Source organism: uncultured Mucilaginibacter sp. (assembly GCF_903913935.1).
Lineage (GTDB): Bacteria > Bacteroidota > Bacteroidia > Sphingobacteriales > Sphingobacteriaceae > Mucilaginibacter.
This window is the reverse complement of the sequence record NZ_CAIWNH010000556.1, coordinates 1-14,909: the sequence shown is the minus strand read 5'-3', so window position 1 is coordinate 14,909 and position 14,909 is coordinate 1. Positions and strand designations below refer to the sequence as shown.

Below are 14,909 nucleotides of genomic sequence, written 5' to 3'. Positions count from 1 at the left end.
TATTAATTTACCTGGTGTTTTTTAAAATATATAAACGAATAAATAACGGGTATAAAAGCCATGATGATTACAAAGGCCGTAAAAAGGATGGTCGCGATAGTTGCAGGCAAAATGAGCATGATAATAGTAATCAGCAAGCCGCCAACAAACCAGATTTTGCCGGCCAGCCGGTGTGTGGCCCGCCAGTTATCCTCACTTTCCAATGTCCATGGTGTGCGGATCCCTGCAAAATAGTTGGGTTTAATACTGTTCATCATATTCCCGATGAACGCAAACAACAGGCCTATTACCGGAAATAGCAGTTTTTCGATCGGGAATCCATGGTGTGCCGTTGCATAGGCAATGCCTACGTTTAAGGCCGCCATAAACACCACAAGGCCCAATCCCAGTTTCTGGAAGGTAACTTCGCCGTATTTGATCTGTTTTTTCGGATCGATTGCCGGCAGATATTTTAACAGCAGGTACACCAGGGCCGAAACGCCCGTTAATATAACTGGCCCGATTAAAAATTCGTTTTTGCTGCCATACCTGTCCACCGTTCCGTTGATGCCATAATGCACAGGTACTGTTTGCGGCAAAGTTGGGAATAAAATCCATATATAAACCACCGGCAGTAACCATACTACCAGTGCCGCGCCATCTAATAAGGTAAACTTTTTCATTTTGATGAGTTATTTTTTTGTGATTGTAAACTAATGATCCATTTCAGCATTTCATCCATAACGGTAGTATTTAAAGAATAGAACATAAACTGCCCTTCCTTTACGGAAACCACTAAACCCACCTGCCTGAGCAAGTCGAGGTGGTGAGAAATACTGGGTTTCGAGATATTGAACTGGTCAGCTATCTCCCCTGCCGTAAGGTCCTTTTCCTTCAATAATTCAAGAATTTCTCTTCGGGTAGGGTCATTTAATGCTTTAAACAATAAATTCAAAATCAACCTCCATTTAAATGTTTAGACAAATATCTAAATACTTTGTTACAAACAAAATTTTATTGAATTTTTAGCCGGATAATGATTAACTCCCAAATATTCCGTTTCTTGAAGAAGCAAAACAAAACGCTATATGCAACGAAGAAATTTTATTAAAACAGGAGCCGCGGCCGGTTTATCCATGACAGCTATGGCCACAACATCATTTATTGCCCAACCGGTTGAGAAAAGACGCGACTCCCGCGAAAAGGCCGATGATTTTGTTTTAAACGAAATAACAATTGATCTGCTCCAGCAAAAAATGCAAAAAGGGGAATATACCTCGGTAGCGATCACCAGAATGTATTTACAACGGATAGAAGAGATCGATAAAAACGGCCCGAAGCTAAATTCAGTGATTGAGCTAAACCCGGATGCATTGGCTATTGCTGAGGCGATGGATAAGGAACGCGCTGCCGGGAAAGTGCGTGGGCCATTGCATGGCATCCCGGTATTAATAAAAGATAACATCAGTACTGGTGATAAAATGCATACCACGGCCGGGGCACTAGCCATAGCAGATAACGTAATGAAAGAAGATGCTTTCATCATTCAAAAGCTTAGGGCAGCGGGAGCTGTTTTATTGGGAAAGACCAATTTAAGCGAATGGGCCAATTTCAGGTCAACGCACTCAACCAGCGCATGGAGCAGCCGGGGTGGCCAAACCAAATGCCCTTATATTTTAGACCGTAACCCAAGCGGATCAAGCGCAGGGTCGGGTTCCGCGGCTTCGGCCAATTTGTGTGCCATTGCCATCGGAACTGAAACGGATGGCTCTATTGTGTCGCCATCATCCACTAATGGATTGGTTGGCATCAAACCGACGGTAGGTTTATGGAGCCGCACGGGCATTATCCCCATTTCAAAAACGCAGGACACTGCCGGACCAATGGCGCGCACGGTAAAAGATGCCGCCATACTATTAGGCGCACTCGGGGGCGAAGATGCACAGGACAGTTATACGGCTGGCAACAAGAAAAAAACAGAAGCGGATTACACCGGGTTTTTAGATGCCGGCGGCTTGCAGGGCAAACGCATCGGCATTGAAAAAGACGGCCTGAAAGTGAGCCCTCAAATAGATCCTATATTTCAGGAAGCAATTGAACTGCTGAAAAGTAAAGGCGCCACTATTGTTGAAGTTGAACTGTACAATCAAATAAAAGATGCCGGCAAATCATCATTTACCGTACTGCTTTATGAGTTTAAAGATGGACTGAATAAATATTTAAGTGGTGCCAATTCAAAAATAAAATCGCTGGCTGAAGTAATCGCTTTTAACAAACAGCATGAGGCGCAGGCGATGCCCTTTTTTAAACAGGAAACCCTGGAACTCGCCGACAAAAAAGGCGGGCTGGATGATAAGGAATATCTTGAAGCGGTTGCAAAAACGAAGGGAATTACCCGTACCGCCATCGATACCATCTTAAAGGATAATAAGCTGGACGCTATAGCCGCGCCAACCAACGGGTTTGCCTGCTGCATCGACCTGGTGAATGGGGATTACGATAACGGCTTTTCGTTTTCGTCACCTGCAGCAATGGCAGGTTATCCCCATATTACCGTGCCAATGGGTTATTTCAATGAACTACCAATCGGTTTATCATTTATCAGCAGCGCTTATAAAGAAGGCGATATTATCAAACTGGCTTATGCTTATGAGCAAGCTTCGAAAAAGAGGGTGGCGCCGAAGTTTAAAGTGGATCTGTTAGGGTTATAAATACGACTTAATTGAGCGGCGTTTACATATGTTTAGTTAATTTGCAACCTCAAAAAACCACAAACCGATATGGAATTTGGCCGCGTAAAACCCGAAGTACTGGCAGAAATAAATTTTACGCTTCCACCTGACACTGAGTTAACGATAAGCACCTTAAAAGAAGCCAAAAACGACGAGCCTTTACAGGTGTATGTGGGCTGCGCCAAATGGGGCCGCAAGGAATGGTTGGGTCAGATCTACCCGCTAAAAACCAAAGAGGCGAATTTTCTGGATGAATATGTAAAGCATTTTGACTGTATCGAACTGAATGCTACTTTTTATAAAGTTTACGGTCCTGAAACGATATCGAACTGGAAGGAAAAGGCTGCAGCAAATCCGGGGTTTAAGTTTTGCCCTAAATTTTCGAGAACGATTACGCATTTCCGCAGGCTGAAAAACGCCGATGAGATCACCACCAGTTATTATGAGGGTATTATGGCCTTTGGAGAAAACCTGGGCCCTTTGTTTTTGCAGGTTGGTGATAATTTTACACCCAAAAGCCTGCCTGGTTTGAAGGCCTATCTTGAATACCTGCCAAAAGATGTACCGGTATTTTTGGAGCTGCGGCACAAAGAATGGTTTGCAAACAATGAAAACCGGGCTTCCATTTTCAATCTGTTACATGAGCTTAAGATGGGCGCAGTAATAACCGATGCCTCCGGACGCAGGGATGTGGTGCATATGACTTTGCCAACGCCGCATGCTTTTATACGTTTTGTGGGCAATGGCCTCCACCCCACCGATTATGCCCGTGTTGACGAATGGGTGGCACGCATTAAACAATGGCAGCAAATGGGCCTGCAATCTGTTTGGTTTTTGATGCACCAGCACGAAGAAGAGTTTTCGCCCAGGCTGGCGGATTATGTGGTAAAGCAAATCAACCAGGAATTGGGCTTAGACCTTAAACGGCCCCATTTTTTGGATAATGATAAAGGGTGACACGATTTTAAAGATTAATACGATAAATTTTTCTAATCCTTGAAATCATAAAAATCGTGTCCAGACTAAGATACCATTCCCGAAATCACGTTAATACTGAGCGCCAATATGGCTGTATTAAATGCAAATGACATTAAAGAGTGCATCAGGCAGACCCGGCGGATCCGGCGCGAGGATATCTCCACGTCAGACACCTGGAACGTCATACCAACAATAAACGAGAAATAAACGAACTCGAGGTAATCCGGCTGATCTTTACCGGGAAAATGAAGTCCGCCAATCCCTTTGAACTCACCATCCACATCGGTATTTTCATCATAATACAAGTGTGCATAACGCAATGTAAATATGGTATGCAGCAGCCACCACGAAATTAATACGGCGCCAATCGCCAGCAGGATGTGTTTGGTTTTAACAGCCTCGGGCAGGCCTTTGGTTGATTTTAACAGAAATATAATTGCCACCAGGCTGGCAATTGACGCGGCTGAAATAAACACAAAGAGTAGTGTGCGGCTTGAATCCTGCAATTTGGCGATCTTTCTCACTTCGAGCGGATGTGATGACATAATGATGATCCAGTCGAGCACAATAATAGTTATTGCACAGCCGATCCATGTTACCAGGGCCAGTGCAGGCGGCGACGTCCGGTTAAAATTATATACGAAAACTATTGCGGCTACAAATAGCGCGATCAATAAACGGTAGTGGGCATCTAACCGAAAAAATAGTCTTTTGTCTGCTGTTAATTTTTTTGCCATAATTCAATTGGTTAACTGTTCTGGTGGTTCATGGTTAATGGTTCATAGTTAATGGTAGCTGCGGTTTTTAGTTCATAAGAAAACTGTGCTCAAATTAAGCATTTTTTGGCTATGAACTATTAACCATCAACTATGAACTATTCTTCAACAATTTCAGCAACTCGCCCCACCTGCCCGTCTTCCAGCCTGACCTTAATACCGCGCGAATGGTATGGCGAACTGGTTAACAGGTCTTTTACGATCCCGCGGGTCTTTTTTCCTGAGCGCTGATCTTTTTTAAGGATAATATCAACTTCAAGGCCGGGGTAAATATCTTCGCGATTTCGTCCGTGCATGATTTTTTATAATTTCACCGATTTTTATATTTGACTGCACCGATTAGGAGATCAGACGTTTAATTGCCGCTTCCACCTTATCAAAATCAAAACTTTTCAAAACAGTATCCATACCTGTCGTAATTTGTTCATTCCCCAAATTACCAATACTGCCTTCGTGGTTGTGGTTAACTGTTTTATCCGGGTTGAATTCTCCTTTTTCAATCGCATAGCCAACCTGTTTATAGGCATCACGGAAGGGGGTACCGCTTAGCACCATGCGGTTGACTTCTTCCACACTGAAGAGATAGGAGTATTTTGGGTCGTTGAGTATATCTTTATTTACGCTGATGTTTTGCAGCATAAAGGTGGCCATGTGCAGGCAGTTTTTCAGATCTGTAAACGCCGGGAACAGCAGTTCTTTTAACAATTGCAATTCGCGGTGATAACCGGATGGCAGGTTGGTGGTCATCATGGCCACATCATTCGGCAAGGCCTGCAGGCGGTTGCATTTGCCGCGCATAATTTCCCAAACATCCGGATTCTTTTTATGCGGCATTATACTGCTGCCGGTGGTTAAAGTATCGGGATAGCTTACAAAGGCGAAGTTCTGGCTCAAGTACAACGCTTGATCCATTGCCATTTTAGCGAGGGTAGCAGCGATGGATGATAATGCCTGCGCTATCACGCGCTCTGTTTTTCCCCGGCCCATCTGGGCATAAACCACGTTATAATTAAGGCTTTCAAAGCCCAGTAGCTTGGTAGTTAAAGTACGGTTAAGCGGGAAAGATGATCCGTAACCTGCGGCAGAGCCCAGCGGGTTTTTATTGGTGATCTTCCAGGCGGCCAAAACCATTTCCAGGTCGTCGGCCAGGCTTTCGGCATAGGCGCCAAACCACAGGCCGAAGGAGGATGGCATAGCTACCTGCAAATGGGTATAGCCAGGCAGTAAAACATCTTTATGTTTTTCGCTTAGTTCGATCAGCTGGCGGAACAAGGTTTCCGTTTCTTCAACTACCTGTTGCAATTCGTGCCGGAAGAATAGTTTCAGATCTACCAAAACCTGGTCGTTGCGCGAGCGGCCGCTATGGATCTTTTTACCGGCATCGCCGATGCGTTGGGTAAGCAACATTTCAACCTGCGAGTGTACGTCCTCTACCTCAGGCTGAATGGTAAAATTACCTTCCTCTATGTCTTTATAGATCTTTTTTAGTTCAGTTTGCACCAATTGCAGGTCGTCAGCGCTCATTAAGCCAATGCTTTCCAGCATTTGGGTATGCGCCAATGACCCCAGTACATCAAAAGCCGCCATTTGCAGGTCAAACTCGCGGTCGCGACCAACAGTGAAATTTTCTACAAGTTCATTAACGGTGACGGACTTTTGCCAGATTTTTGCCATGCTACAAATATGGTATATTAATTATAGATATTTAAAATTCCATGTCATTGCGAGCGTAGCGTGGCAATTGCGAACTTTGTATTTCCACCATGTAAGTTCGCGATTACTTCGTCGTTCCTCCTCGCAATGACAATTTTTTTGCCGTAAATCAAATTATTTGTTCCAGCATTTTGATATATAACTCAATCCCCTCGCCTATTTCATCTACATAAACAAACTCATCCGCCATATGTGACCGTGCTGAATCGCCCGGGCCTATTTTTAAGGATGGAATATCCAGCAGGGCCTGGTCAGATGTGGTTGGCGAACCATAGGTGGTGCGCCCCAAGGCAATTCCCGCCTGTACAATGGGATGGCTTTTATCAATTTTTGAAGGCTTTAGCCTTAACGAACGCGGGGTAACATCGCAGCTTACGTGCTGTTTGATGATCTCCAAAACTTGTTCGTTACGATACGTTTCGGGCACCCTTACATCTACTGTGAAGGTGCAGGTTGCCGGTACCACATTGTGCTGAGAACCTGCATTGATAATGGTCACCGACATTTTTACGGGCCCGAAAGCCTCTGATTCTTTTGGGAACCGATAGTTCCGGAACCATTCAATGTCAGTTAATGCTTTGTAGATGGCATTTTCACCTTCTTCACGGGCGGCGTGGCCGGCCTTTCCATGGGCAACGCAATCCAATACCATCAAACCCCGTTCGGCGATGGCTAATTGCATTTGGGTTGGCTCCCCTACTATGGCAAAATCAAGCGTTCCTAATTCAGGCAAGATAAATTCCAGCCCGTAAATACCCGAGATCTCTTCTTCAGCGGTAGCCGCCAGGCAAAAATTATATTTAAGGTCTTCTTTGTCAAAATAATAAAGAAACACCGAGATCAGCGAAACCAAACAACCGCCGGCATCATTGCTCCCAAGTCCGTACAATTTGCCATCCTCAATTTTAGCTTCAAACGGATCGCGGGTATAGCCAGGATTAGGCTTTACCGTATCGTGATGTGAATTGAGCAGAATAGTTGGTTTGGCTGGATCGAAATACTTGTTCCATGCCCAAATATTATTGCGCTTACGATTGGTTTTAACACCCTTATCCTGCAAAAAAATTTCTAACAACGCGGCCGTGTTTTTTTCTTCCCGGCTTAAAGAAGGCGTTGAGATCAATTGCTGCAGCAAGCTTAGTGCCTGTTCGGCCAATGTTTTTAGTTCAGTCATAAATGTGCGGCAAAAATAAGGTTTTTGGTGGAGGAATGTTGTAAGGTTGAAAAGTTGTAAGGTTGGAAGGTTGAATAACGACGTTTATTCATAACTGATTGCAATAACATTACAACCTTTCAACATTCCAACTTTCCAACAATATCTACTCTATTTTTGAGTATTTCTGCGTATCATTCATAATGATGTACAACACCAGCGAAATCACAATACAAACGGTAACATACCAGTAAAACCATTCCGGGTGGTGTTTATCCTTAAAATCGAGGGCAATATATTCTGCAGAGCCGCCAAAAAGGGATACGGCAATAGCGTACGGAAATCCCACGCCGAGTGCACGCACATTAACCGGGAAGAGCTCAGCTTTTACAACGGCGTTGATGGAAGTGTACCCGCTTACAATTACCAGCGCACACATAATTAATGCAAAAGCGGGCCAAAAATCTTTGGTAGTACTTAACGCGCTCATGATAGGGTAAGTAGTTAAAGCGCCCAACACGCCAAAGGCTATGAGCAAAGGCTTGCGGCCGATCTTATCCGACAGCAAGCCAAAAACTGGTTGTAGCAGCATGAAAACCCCGAGCGTTAATGCCGAAATAAGCGTGGCAGTATCTTTGGAAAAACCGGAGGTGTTCACCAAAAACTTTTGCATGTATGTAGTAAAAGTATAAAAGGCGACAGTGCCGCCAATGGTTAGGCCCATGACCAGCAAAACTGCATGCGGATGCTGCATCAGTGATTTAAAAGTACCGCGGGTGGTGTTTTGTTTACCGTCATCTAAAGCTACTGATTCCTGCATACTGCGCCTTAAATACATAACGGTTACCGCCAGCACGGCACCAATGCCAAATGGGATGCGCCAGCCCCATTGGTGCAACTGTGCCGGGCTTAAAAACACACGTTGCAGCAGAACCAAAACGCCCAGTGCAATCAGTTGCCCCATAATCAGCGTTACGTATTGAAAACTGGAATAAAAACCGCGATGCTTTTTGGTGGCCATCTCGCTGAGGTAAGTGGCGCTGGTACCATATTCGCCGCCAACACTCAAGCCCTGGATGATCCGGGCTATAACTAAAATTAAAGGGGCTGCAACGCCTATCTGCTTATAGCCGGGCACTACCGCTATCATCAGCGAGCCTACGCTCATCAGCAATACCGATAGGGTTAACGCGGCCTTGCGGCCTTTTTTATCGGCGTAAGACCCCATTAACCACCCGCCAATGGGGCGCATTAAAAAACCGATAGCAAAAATGCCTGCAGTGTTTAACAGTTGAACCGTTTGGTTATCTGATGGAAAAAACGCACCTGAAAAATAAAGCGTGAATGCCGAGTAAACATACCAGTCGTACCATTCAACCAGGTTGCCAAGCGAGCCGCCTACAATGGACCGGATCCGATGGACAGTTATTTGGGTTAAATTTTCAGTTTTATCGGGCATTAAATTCAAAATTGGTTTTTAAAGATATATATTTATTACTTCGAACAAGATAAACCCAATGATAATTTACCCGGCCATGAACAGGAAACTTTTATTTATCACTTTATTTTTTGTTCAGCTAATTGCTGCTCATTGCTTTAGCCAAACAAAACCCATCCCCTACGGCAACAACCCCGCTGCAGGTAAATATTATAACATCCGCGGCATAAAAATGTATTGCGAGGTTTATGGCAAAGGGCAACCGGTATTATTGATTCACGGCAATGGCGGCAGTATTGCTGCATTTAGTAAGACCATTCCATATTTTGATAAAAAATATATGGTGATTGCGGTTGACAGCCGGGCCCATGGCAAATCCGTCGACCCGAAAGATTCCTTAAGTTTTGAAATGATGGCCGATGATTTTAACGCCCTGCTGGATGCCATGCACATTAAAAAAACCTATGTAATAGGCTGGAGCGATGGCGGCATTAATGCGCTGTTACTGGCCATGCGGCACCCGGATAAGGTGACCAAACTGGCGTCAACAGGAGCAAATTTATGGCCGGATTCCACCGCGCTGATCCCGTCGCTGTGGAAAGATATGGAAAAACAATATGCCGAACAGCGGAATAAAAAATGGAGCACGGACAAGGAAAAAAACGACTGGAAAATATTTTTGCTCGACTATCAGCAGCCAAACATCCCGCTTTCGGCAATGAAACAGGTAACCTGCCCTTCGCTGATCATTTGCGGCGATCGTGACCTGATCCCGGTTGAGCATACTTATTTGATCTACAAAAACATCCCGAAAGCATATTTATGGGTAGTACCAAATTCGGGACACCCAACGTTAATTGAGCATACAGATGACTTCAACCAAAAAGTGAACGCATTTTTCATCAAAAAACATTTTTAAAGAGCAGGGGGTTAGCGTCGCAAAAGGAATTATTGGGATCACAATAACTTGGCCTTATCGGAAAATCCGGGCGACCGTGCAGCGATCATACTGTAATAACTATCGATGGCATCGCCGATCTCATCGATAGGGATGTTCTCTTTTCCGAAACGGTGTTCGATGGGGCGCCAAACGCCAAAATCATTTTTCTTAATTACGTGAAAAGTCGCGTGGTTAAAAACGCTGAAAGAATTACCAGGAGTATTCTTTGAGACTTTAAATGAATCGTTCTGTATTTTTACTTCAAATGTTTCCATAGGATAAGGATGAGCAAATTTAAAACAATAAAAATTGCCCTGCAATTATAATAAGGGGGGTATTTTAACGGTATTTACGGGGTGTTTTAACGGTGGAAGGTGAGGAAGGCAGCGTCAATAAGTTAAGAGTTTTAATATCGAACACCCAATATCGAATGTAAAATAACGAAGTAAAAAACTTCGGAGTTCGATATTCAACACCAGCCTACCGGCAGGCAGGTTCATTATTCGATATTAAATTTTTACGCTTTTTCCTTAATGACATTGGATTGTAAGGTTTGTAATTTATAACCTCTGCCACTCTTACCACTTATTTCAACAAAAACTAATTATTCACCAACTTAAGCGCGCCTTCGGCGTACCGCATGCCGGTATCGGGGTATCTGGCAATTACATCCTGAATATCCTGTAAATCGACCGGGGATAGGGTAATATCAACCGATGCCGCATTTTCGCGCAGGTATTTTGGCCTTTTAGTGCCGGGGATAGGAATAATATCGTCGCCCTGGGCCAAAACCCAGGCAAGCGCTAACTGCGCGGCGGTACAGTCTTTTTGTAAGGCTAGTACAGCAAACGCTGCTGCCAGGTGCTCGTTATTATCTTTATAGGCATCGCTGAAACGCGGCAACGTTTTGCGAAAATCATTGCCACCCAGTTCATCAATTTTGAGCGTATTGGTGATTAAACCACGAGAAAGCGGGCTGAATGGAACAAGCGAAATGCCCAGTTCGCGGCAAACGGGTAATATTTCGGCCTCAACATCGCGTGTTAATAAGGAGAATTCGCTTTGCAACGCAGCGATTGGATGCACCGCGTAAGCCTTGCGGATAGATACCACCGATGCTTCGGACAAGCCCAAATAACGTACCTTTCCTTCCTTTACAAGGTCGGCCATGGCGCCAACCATGTCTTCCACCGGTACATTTGGGTCGATTCGGTGGGCATAATAAAGATCTATGGTGTGGATATTTAAGCGTTTCAGGCTTTTTTCAACTGCTGTTTTCAAATATGCAGGCGAACCGTCAAAATACGAACCCGGCGCGCCACGGTAGCTGTTTGCATCCTGTTGCCTGAAACCAAATTTAGTAGCGATAAATACTTTGTCGCGGTTGGGCCCCAGCACTTTCGCCACCAATTCTTCGTTGCGACCATTTGCGTAAATATCGGCGGTGTCCCAGAAGTTAATACCCAGGTCGAGCGCGAGGTTTAAGGTCGCTATGGATTCATCGTCATCAAAAGTACCGTAACCGTGGTTCATGCCCATGCAGCCCAAACCAATAGCCGAAAGCTTTTCGCCGGTTTTTCCTAATTCCCTGTATTTCATAGATAGATTTATTTTTATCAAATATAAGGCTGGCGGAAGCAATATATACCGTAACATTTCAAAATGACTTTTACCTGAACTTGCGCCTGCACGTCACACTATTGTCAAAAAATTAAATGTTTAAACATTTAATTTAGAATTGCAGTATGTTTGTGACAAAGAAATTAAACTTTTAAAGATTCATATCAAAAAACAAACATGAAAAAAGCAATTATTTTATTTATGGCAGTTATGCTGGGCACTGCAGCATTTGCGCAAACTACCTGGACCAACGACAAGATGCACTCGAAAGTTGGATTTACCGTTACCCACTTAATGGTATCAGACGTGGACGGTATCTTCACCGACTTTACCTGTACCATCGTAGCCGCTAAACCTGACTTTAGCGATGCTAAATTCCAATTAACTGTTAATACAAGTTCAGTAAATACAGATATTGACTATCGTGACAAGGACTTAAGGTCTGATAAATATTTCGACGTGGCTAAATTCCCAACCATGACATTTACAAGCAGCGCAATTGCATCAGTTTCTCCAAATCATTACAAACTTACCGGTAACCTTACCCTACACGGCGTAACCAAACCGGTTAGTATGGACCTTTGGTTCCGTGGATTGATCACCAACCCGATGACCAAAAAAGACGATGCCGGCTTTAAATTAACCGGCGTTATCAAACGTTCGGACTTTGGCTTTGGCTCAGGCACGCCTTCAGGTATTGTAAGTGACGAAGTTATTATCAACACTAACGGCGAATTTGGCAAGCAGTAATTAATTGGTTGATTGAGTTGGATTGAGTTGATTAAGTTCAGCGGTCAATGAAAAGATCAATCAATAAATTAAAAATATTTTTAAAACGCTCCGGATTTCCGGAGCGTTTTTTTTTGGTCTGAACCGGGATTAAAAAGATTTAACGGATTTTTTGATGCCTGTCGGCTGGTAATAGGCAGCAACAATAAATGTTAGCATAAAGGCGCGTCACAGCCTAACCCAATCAAACATTTTACAGAAAGCTTACCGGCACTTTTCTATATTTGAAAAACCCAATTCCAGCCTTCCATGAAAAAAATATCCCTGCTACTGCTACTGCTACTGCTACTTACTACTAAAACCCACGCCCAGGAAAAAAATATTTATCATAAGGGATGGATAGATTTTAACAAGAATGGCAAAATGGATGTATTTGAAGATCCTTCGCAGCCAATTGACGTGCGTGTGGCCGACCTGCTGAGCCAGATGACCGTGGCCGAAAAAACCTGCCAACTGGCTACGTTGTATGGCTATAAGCGCGTTTTAAAAGAAGAAATGCCTACGCCATCCTGGAAGAACGAAGTCTGGAAAGACGGCATCGCCAATATTGATGAGGAACTGAACAATTTAACCTCGCATACGGATGCTGCACCGACGCAATACTCCTACCCTTACAGCAAACATGCTGCGGCGATTAATACCATACAAAAGTGGTTTGTTGAGGAAACCCGGATGGGCATCCCGGTTGACTTTACCAACGAAGGTATTCACGGGCTTAACCACGACAGGGCAACGCCCCTGCCCGCCCCCATCGGCATTGGCAGTACCTGGGATAAGGAACTGGTGCGCCATGCCGGGCAGGTAGTAGGCCGCGAAGCTAAGGCGCTGGGCTATACCAATATTTATACACCGATACTGGATGTTTCGCGCGACCAGCGCTGGGGCCGGGTGGTTGAAACCTATGGCGAAAACCCATTTTTAATAGCCGAAATGGGCAAACAAATGTGTTTGGGAGTGCAGGAAGAAGGCGTGGCATCTACCTTAAAACATTTCGCGGTTTACAGCGTGCCCAAAGGCGGCCGCGATGGCGCAGACAGGACCGACCCGCATGTGGCGCCGAGGGAGTTGTATGAAATGTTTCTTTACCCCTTTCGCCGGGTGATCCAGGAAGCGCACCCGTTGGGCGTAATGAGCAGTTATAACGACTGGAACGGCGAGCCTGTTACCGGCAGTTATTTTTTCCTGACGGAATTGCTGCGCCAGAAATTTGGTTTTAACGGTTACGTGGTTTCGGACAGCGAAGCGGTTGAATACCTGTACAGCAAACATCATGTTGCCGATAGCCCCGAGGAAGCGGTGCGGCAGGCTTTTGAAGCAGGGCTGAACGTGCGCACCAATTTCACCATGCCGCAAACCTATATCATGCCCTTGCGGAACCTGTATAAAGAAGGCAAAATATCTATGAAAACGCTGGATTCGCGGGTAGGTGACGTTTTAAGGGTGAAGTTTAAGCTGGGTTTGTTTGATCATCCGTATGTGCAAGATCCCAAAGCAGCTGATAAACTGGTGCATAATGAAGACGGGAGCACGATGAGTTTAAAAATGAACCGGGAGTCGATGGTGTTGTTAAAGAATGAAAATAATTTGCTGCCGTTAAATAAATCGGCCATTAAAAACATTTTGGTGACCGGCCCGCTGGCTGCCGAAACCAATTATGCGATCAGCCGGTACGGACCATCGCACAACCCCGTAACCAGCGTGCTGGACGGGATAAAAAATTATATGGGAAGTGGCGCCCTGGTAAACTATGCCAAAGGCTGTAATATTATCGACGCTACCTGGCCGGAAAGCGAAATTATTGAAACGCCCTTAACCGCACAGGAACAAGCCTCAATTGATTCGGCCGTGGCGGCAGCAAAACAAGCGGATGTTATAATTGCCGTTGTTGGCGAAGATGTTGACCGCGTTGGCGAAAGTTTATCGCGCACCGGCCTTAATTTACCCGGCCGCCAGTTAAAATTGATCCAGGCTTTGCAGGCAACCGGTAAACCTGTGGTAATGGTAATGATAAACGGGCAGCCGCTTACAGTTAACTGGGGAAATAAATACGTACCGGCGATACTGGAAGCCTGGTTTCCCGGGCCGGAGAGCGGGCGCGTGATTGCCGAAACACTTTTTGGCGATAATAACCCCGGCGGAAAGCTTCCGATCACCTTCCCGAAAACGGTTGGGCAGATAGAGTTTAACTTCCCCTTTAAACCCGGCAGCCAGGACCCGCAAGGCGGCAAAAACAGCTGGGGAAAAACCAGCGTTAATGGCGCCTTATATCCTTTTGGCTACGGTTTAAGTTATACAACCTTTGCTTACAGCAACTTGCAGGTATCGCCCCAAAAAGAAAACCAGCAGGGCGACGTAGAAGTAAGCGTTGATGTTACCAATACCGGGCAACGTGCCGGCGATGATGTGGTGGAACTATACCTTAAGCAGGAATATAGCAGCGTAACCGTTTACGATTATGACCTGCGCGGCTTTGACCGCGTCCTCCTTGCCCCCGGCGAAAAGAAAACGGTGCACTTTACCCTGCACCCCGATGACCTGGCCATCCTTGATAAAAACATGAACTGGACTGTTGAACCGGGAAAGTTTATGGTGATGATCGGGAATTCATCGGAGGATCTTCAGTTGAAACAGGAGTTTGAGGTTAGAGATTAGAGACGGGAGATTAGAGATTAGTTGAAGAATTTGCAAGGCGGAATGCCGATTGCGGAAGTAGAATGAAACCATCAAAAAGAAATACGCTGATCGGAATTGTCCTCGTCCTGGCGGGAGCTATCTGGATATGCATTTTTTC

The 14,909-nt window shown here is 44.9% G+C and carries 14 protein-coding genes; 5 read left to right on the top strand and 9 right to left on the bottom strand.

All coding sequences use genetic code 11. The features are described 5' to 3' along the window. Positions 1 to 2: 2 nt before the first annotated feature. Both QZY09_RS22500 and QZY09_RS22495 read right to left on the bottom strand, forming a co-directional pair. Positions 3 to 662, bottom strand: coding sequence for an SdpI family protein (locus QZY09_RS22500; protein WP_295676398.1), 660 nt, complete (start codon positions 660 to 662; stop codon positions 3 to 5). Then, the gene (locus QZY09_RS22495; protein WP_295676395.1) at positions 659 to 934 is read right to left on the bottom strand and encodes an autorepressor SdpR family transcription factor; all 276 of its coding nucleotides are present in this window, start codon (positions 932 to 934) and stop codon (positions 659 to 661) included. The genes QZY09_RS22500 and QZY09_RS22495 overlap by 4 nt, the downstream gene beginning before the upstream one ends. 133 nt (positions 935 to 1,067) lie before the next feature. On the opposite strand from QZY09_RS22495, the gene QZY09_RS22490 reads away from it, so the two are divergent. After that, positions 1,068 to 2,690: an amidase gene (locus QZY09_RS22490; protein WP_295676392.1), complete on the top strand. Its 1,623-nt coding sequence runs from the start codon at positions 1,068 to 1,070 to the stop codon at positions 2,688 to 2,690. Positions 2,691 to 2,759: 69 nt separating this feature from the next. Further along, positions 2,760 to 3,668, top strand: a complete 909-nt coding sequence (locus QZY09_RS22485) for a DUF72 domain-containing protein (protein ID WP_295676389.1) — start codon at positions 2,760 to 2,762, stop codon at positions 3,666 to 3,668. 65 nt (positions 3,669 to 3,733) lie between these two features. Here QZY09_RS22485 and QZY09_RS22480 read toward each other — a convergent pair whose 3' ends face one another. The 5 genes from QZY09_RS22480 to QZY09_RS22460 all read right to left on the bottom strand — a co-directional run bounded on the left by QZY09_RS22480 (position 3,734) and on the right by QZY09_RS22460 (position 8,790). Further along, the gene (locus QZY09_RS22480; RefSeq protein ID WP_295676388.1) at positions 3,734 to 4,426 is read right to left on the bottom strand and encodes a DUF1345 domain-containing protein; all 693 of its coding nucleotides are present in this window, start codon (positions 4,424 to 4,426) and stop codon (positions 3,734 to 3,736) included. A gap of 137 nt (positions 4,427 to 4,563) precedes the next feature. Next, on the bottom strand, positions 4,564 to 4,761 hold the full coding sequence (locus QZY09_RS22475; RefSeq protein ID WP_295676386.1) for a YwbE family protein: 198 nt from the start codon (positions 4,759 to 4,761) through the stop codon (positions 4,564 to 4,566). A 43-nt stretch (positions 4,762 to 4,804) separates the two neighbouring features. After that, entirely contained in the window at positions 4,805 to 6,139 is a 1,335-nt protein-coding gene (gene argH / locus QZY09_RS22470; RefSeq protein WP_295676384.1) for an argininosuccinate lyase, read from the bottom strand. 148 nt (positions 6,140 to 6,287) lie between these two features. Continuing rightward, positions 6,288 to 7,352, bottom strand: coding sequence for a M20 family metallo-hydrolase (locus tag QZY09_RS22465; protein WP_295676381.1), 1,065 nt, complete (start codon positions 7,350 to 7,352; stop codon positions 6,288 to 6,290). 145 nt (positions 7,353 to 7,497) lie between these two features. Next, the gene (locus QZY09_RS22460; RefSeq protein WP_295676378.1) at positions 7,498 to 8,790 is read right to left on the bottom strand and encodes an MFS transporter; all 1,293 of its coding nucleotides are present in this window, start codon (positions 8,788 to 8,790) and stop codon (positions 7,498 to 7,500) included. Positions 8,791 to 8,866: 76 nt separating this feature from the next. On the opposite strand from QZY09_RS22460, the gene QZY09_RS22455 reads away from it, so the two are divergent. After that, complete coding sequence (locus QZY09_RS22455; protein WP_295676376.1) at positions 8,867 to 9,688, top strand: alpha/beta hydrolase; 822 nt, start codon at positions 8,867 to 8,869, stop codon at positions 9,686 to 9,688. A gap of 38 nt (positions 9,689 to 9,726) precedes the next feature. On the opposite strand, the gene QZY09_RS22450 is transcribed toward QZY09_RS22455, so the two are convergent. Next, a complete protein-coding gene (locus QZY09_RS22450) occupies positions 9,727 to 9,984 on the bottom strand; it encodes a hypothetical protein (protein ID WP_295676374.1) in 258 nt (85 codons plus the stop codon). Positions 9,985 to 10,309: 325 nt separating this feature from the next. Continuing rightward, complete coding sequence (locus QZY09_RS22445) at positions 10,310 to 11,308, bottom strand: aldo/keto reductase (protein ID WP_295676371.1); 999 nt, start codon at positions 11,306 to 11,308, stop codon at positions 10,310 to 10,312. Between the two features lie 198 nt (positions 11,309 to 11,506). Between QZY09_RS22445 and QZY09_RS22440 the strand changes: the two genes are divergently transcribed. Next, the gene (locus QZY09_RS22440) at positions 11,507 to 12,079 is read left to right on the top strand and encodes a YceI family protein (protein ID WP_295676369.1); all 573 of its coding nucleotides are present in this window, start codon (positions 11,507 to 11,509) and stop codon (positions 12,077 to 12,079) included. 288 nt (positions 12,080 to 12,367) lie between these two features. Then, positions 12,368 to 14,770 (top strand): glycoside hydrolase family 3 N-terminal domain-containing protein, encoded by a 2,403-nt coding sequence (locus QZY09_RS22435; RefSeq protein ID WP_295676367.1) that lies wholly within the window; start codon positions 12,368 to 12,370, stop codon positions 14,768 to 14,770. Positions 14,771 to 14,909 lie beyond the last annotated feature (139 nt).

Bases quoted from the DNA above. Each gene is read 5' to 3' on its own strand.
- QZY09_RS22500 (WP_295676398.1), bottom strand. From the start codon at position 662: ATGAAAAAGTTTACCTTATTAGATGGCGCGGCACTGGTAGTATGGTTA.
- QZY09_RS22490 (WP_295676392.1), top strand. From the start codon at position 1,068: ATGCAACGAAGAAATTTTATTAAAACAGGAGCCGCGGCCGGTTTATCC.
- QZY09_RS22485 (WP_295676389.1), top strand. From the start codon at position 2,760: ATGGAATTTGGCCGCGTAAAACCCGAAGTACTGGCAGAAATAAATTTT.
- QZY09_RS22480 (WP_295676388.1), bottom strand. From the start codon at position 4,426: ATGGCAAAAAAATTAACAGCAGACAAAAGACTATTTTTTCGGTTAGAT.
- QZY09_RS22475 (WP_295676386.1), bottom strand. From the start codon at position 4,761: ATGCACGGACGAAATCGCGAAGATATTTACCCCGGCCTTGAAGTTGAT.
- argH (WP_295676384.1), bottom strand. From the start codon at position 6,139: ATGGCAAAAATCTGGCAAAAGTCCGTCACCGTTAATGAACTTGTAGAA.
- QZY09_RS22465 (WP_295676381.1), bottom strand. From the start codon at position 7,352: ATGACTGAACTAAAAACATTGGCCGAACAGGCACTAAGCTTGCTGCAG.
- QZY09_RS22460 (WP_295676378.1), bottom strand. From the start codon at position 8,790: ATGCCCGATAAAACTGAAAATTTAACCCAAATAACTGTCCATCGGATC.
- QZY09_RS22455 (WP_295676376.1), top strand. From the start codon at position 8,867: ATGAACAGGAAACTTTTATTTATCACTTTATTTTTTGTTCAGCTAATT.
- QZY09_RS22450 (WP_295676374.1), bottom strand. From the start codon at position 9,984: ATGGAAACATTTGAAGTAAAAATACAGAACGATTCATTTAAAGTCTCA.
- QZY09_RS22445 (WP_295676371.1), bottom strand. From the start codon at position 11,308: ATGAAATACAGGGAATTAGGAAAAACCGGCGAAAAGCTTTCGGCTATT.
- QZY09_RS22440 (WP_295676369.1), top strand. From the start codon at position 11,507: ATGAAAAAAGCAATTATTTTATTTATGGCAGTTATGCTGGGCACTGCA.
- QZY09_RS22435 (WP_295676367.1), top strand. From the start codon at position 12,368: ATGAAAAAAATATCCCTGCTACTGCTACTGCTACTGCTACTTACTACT.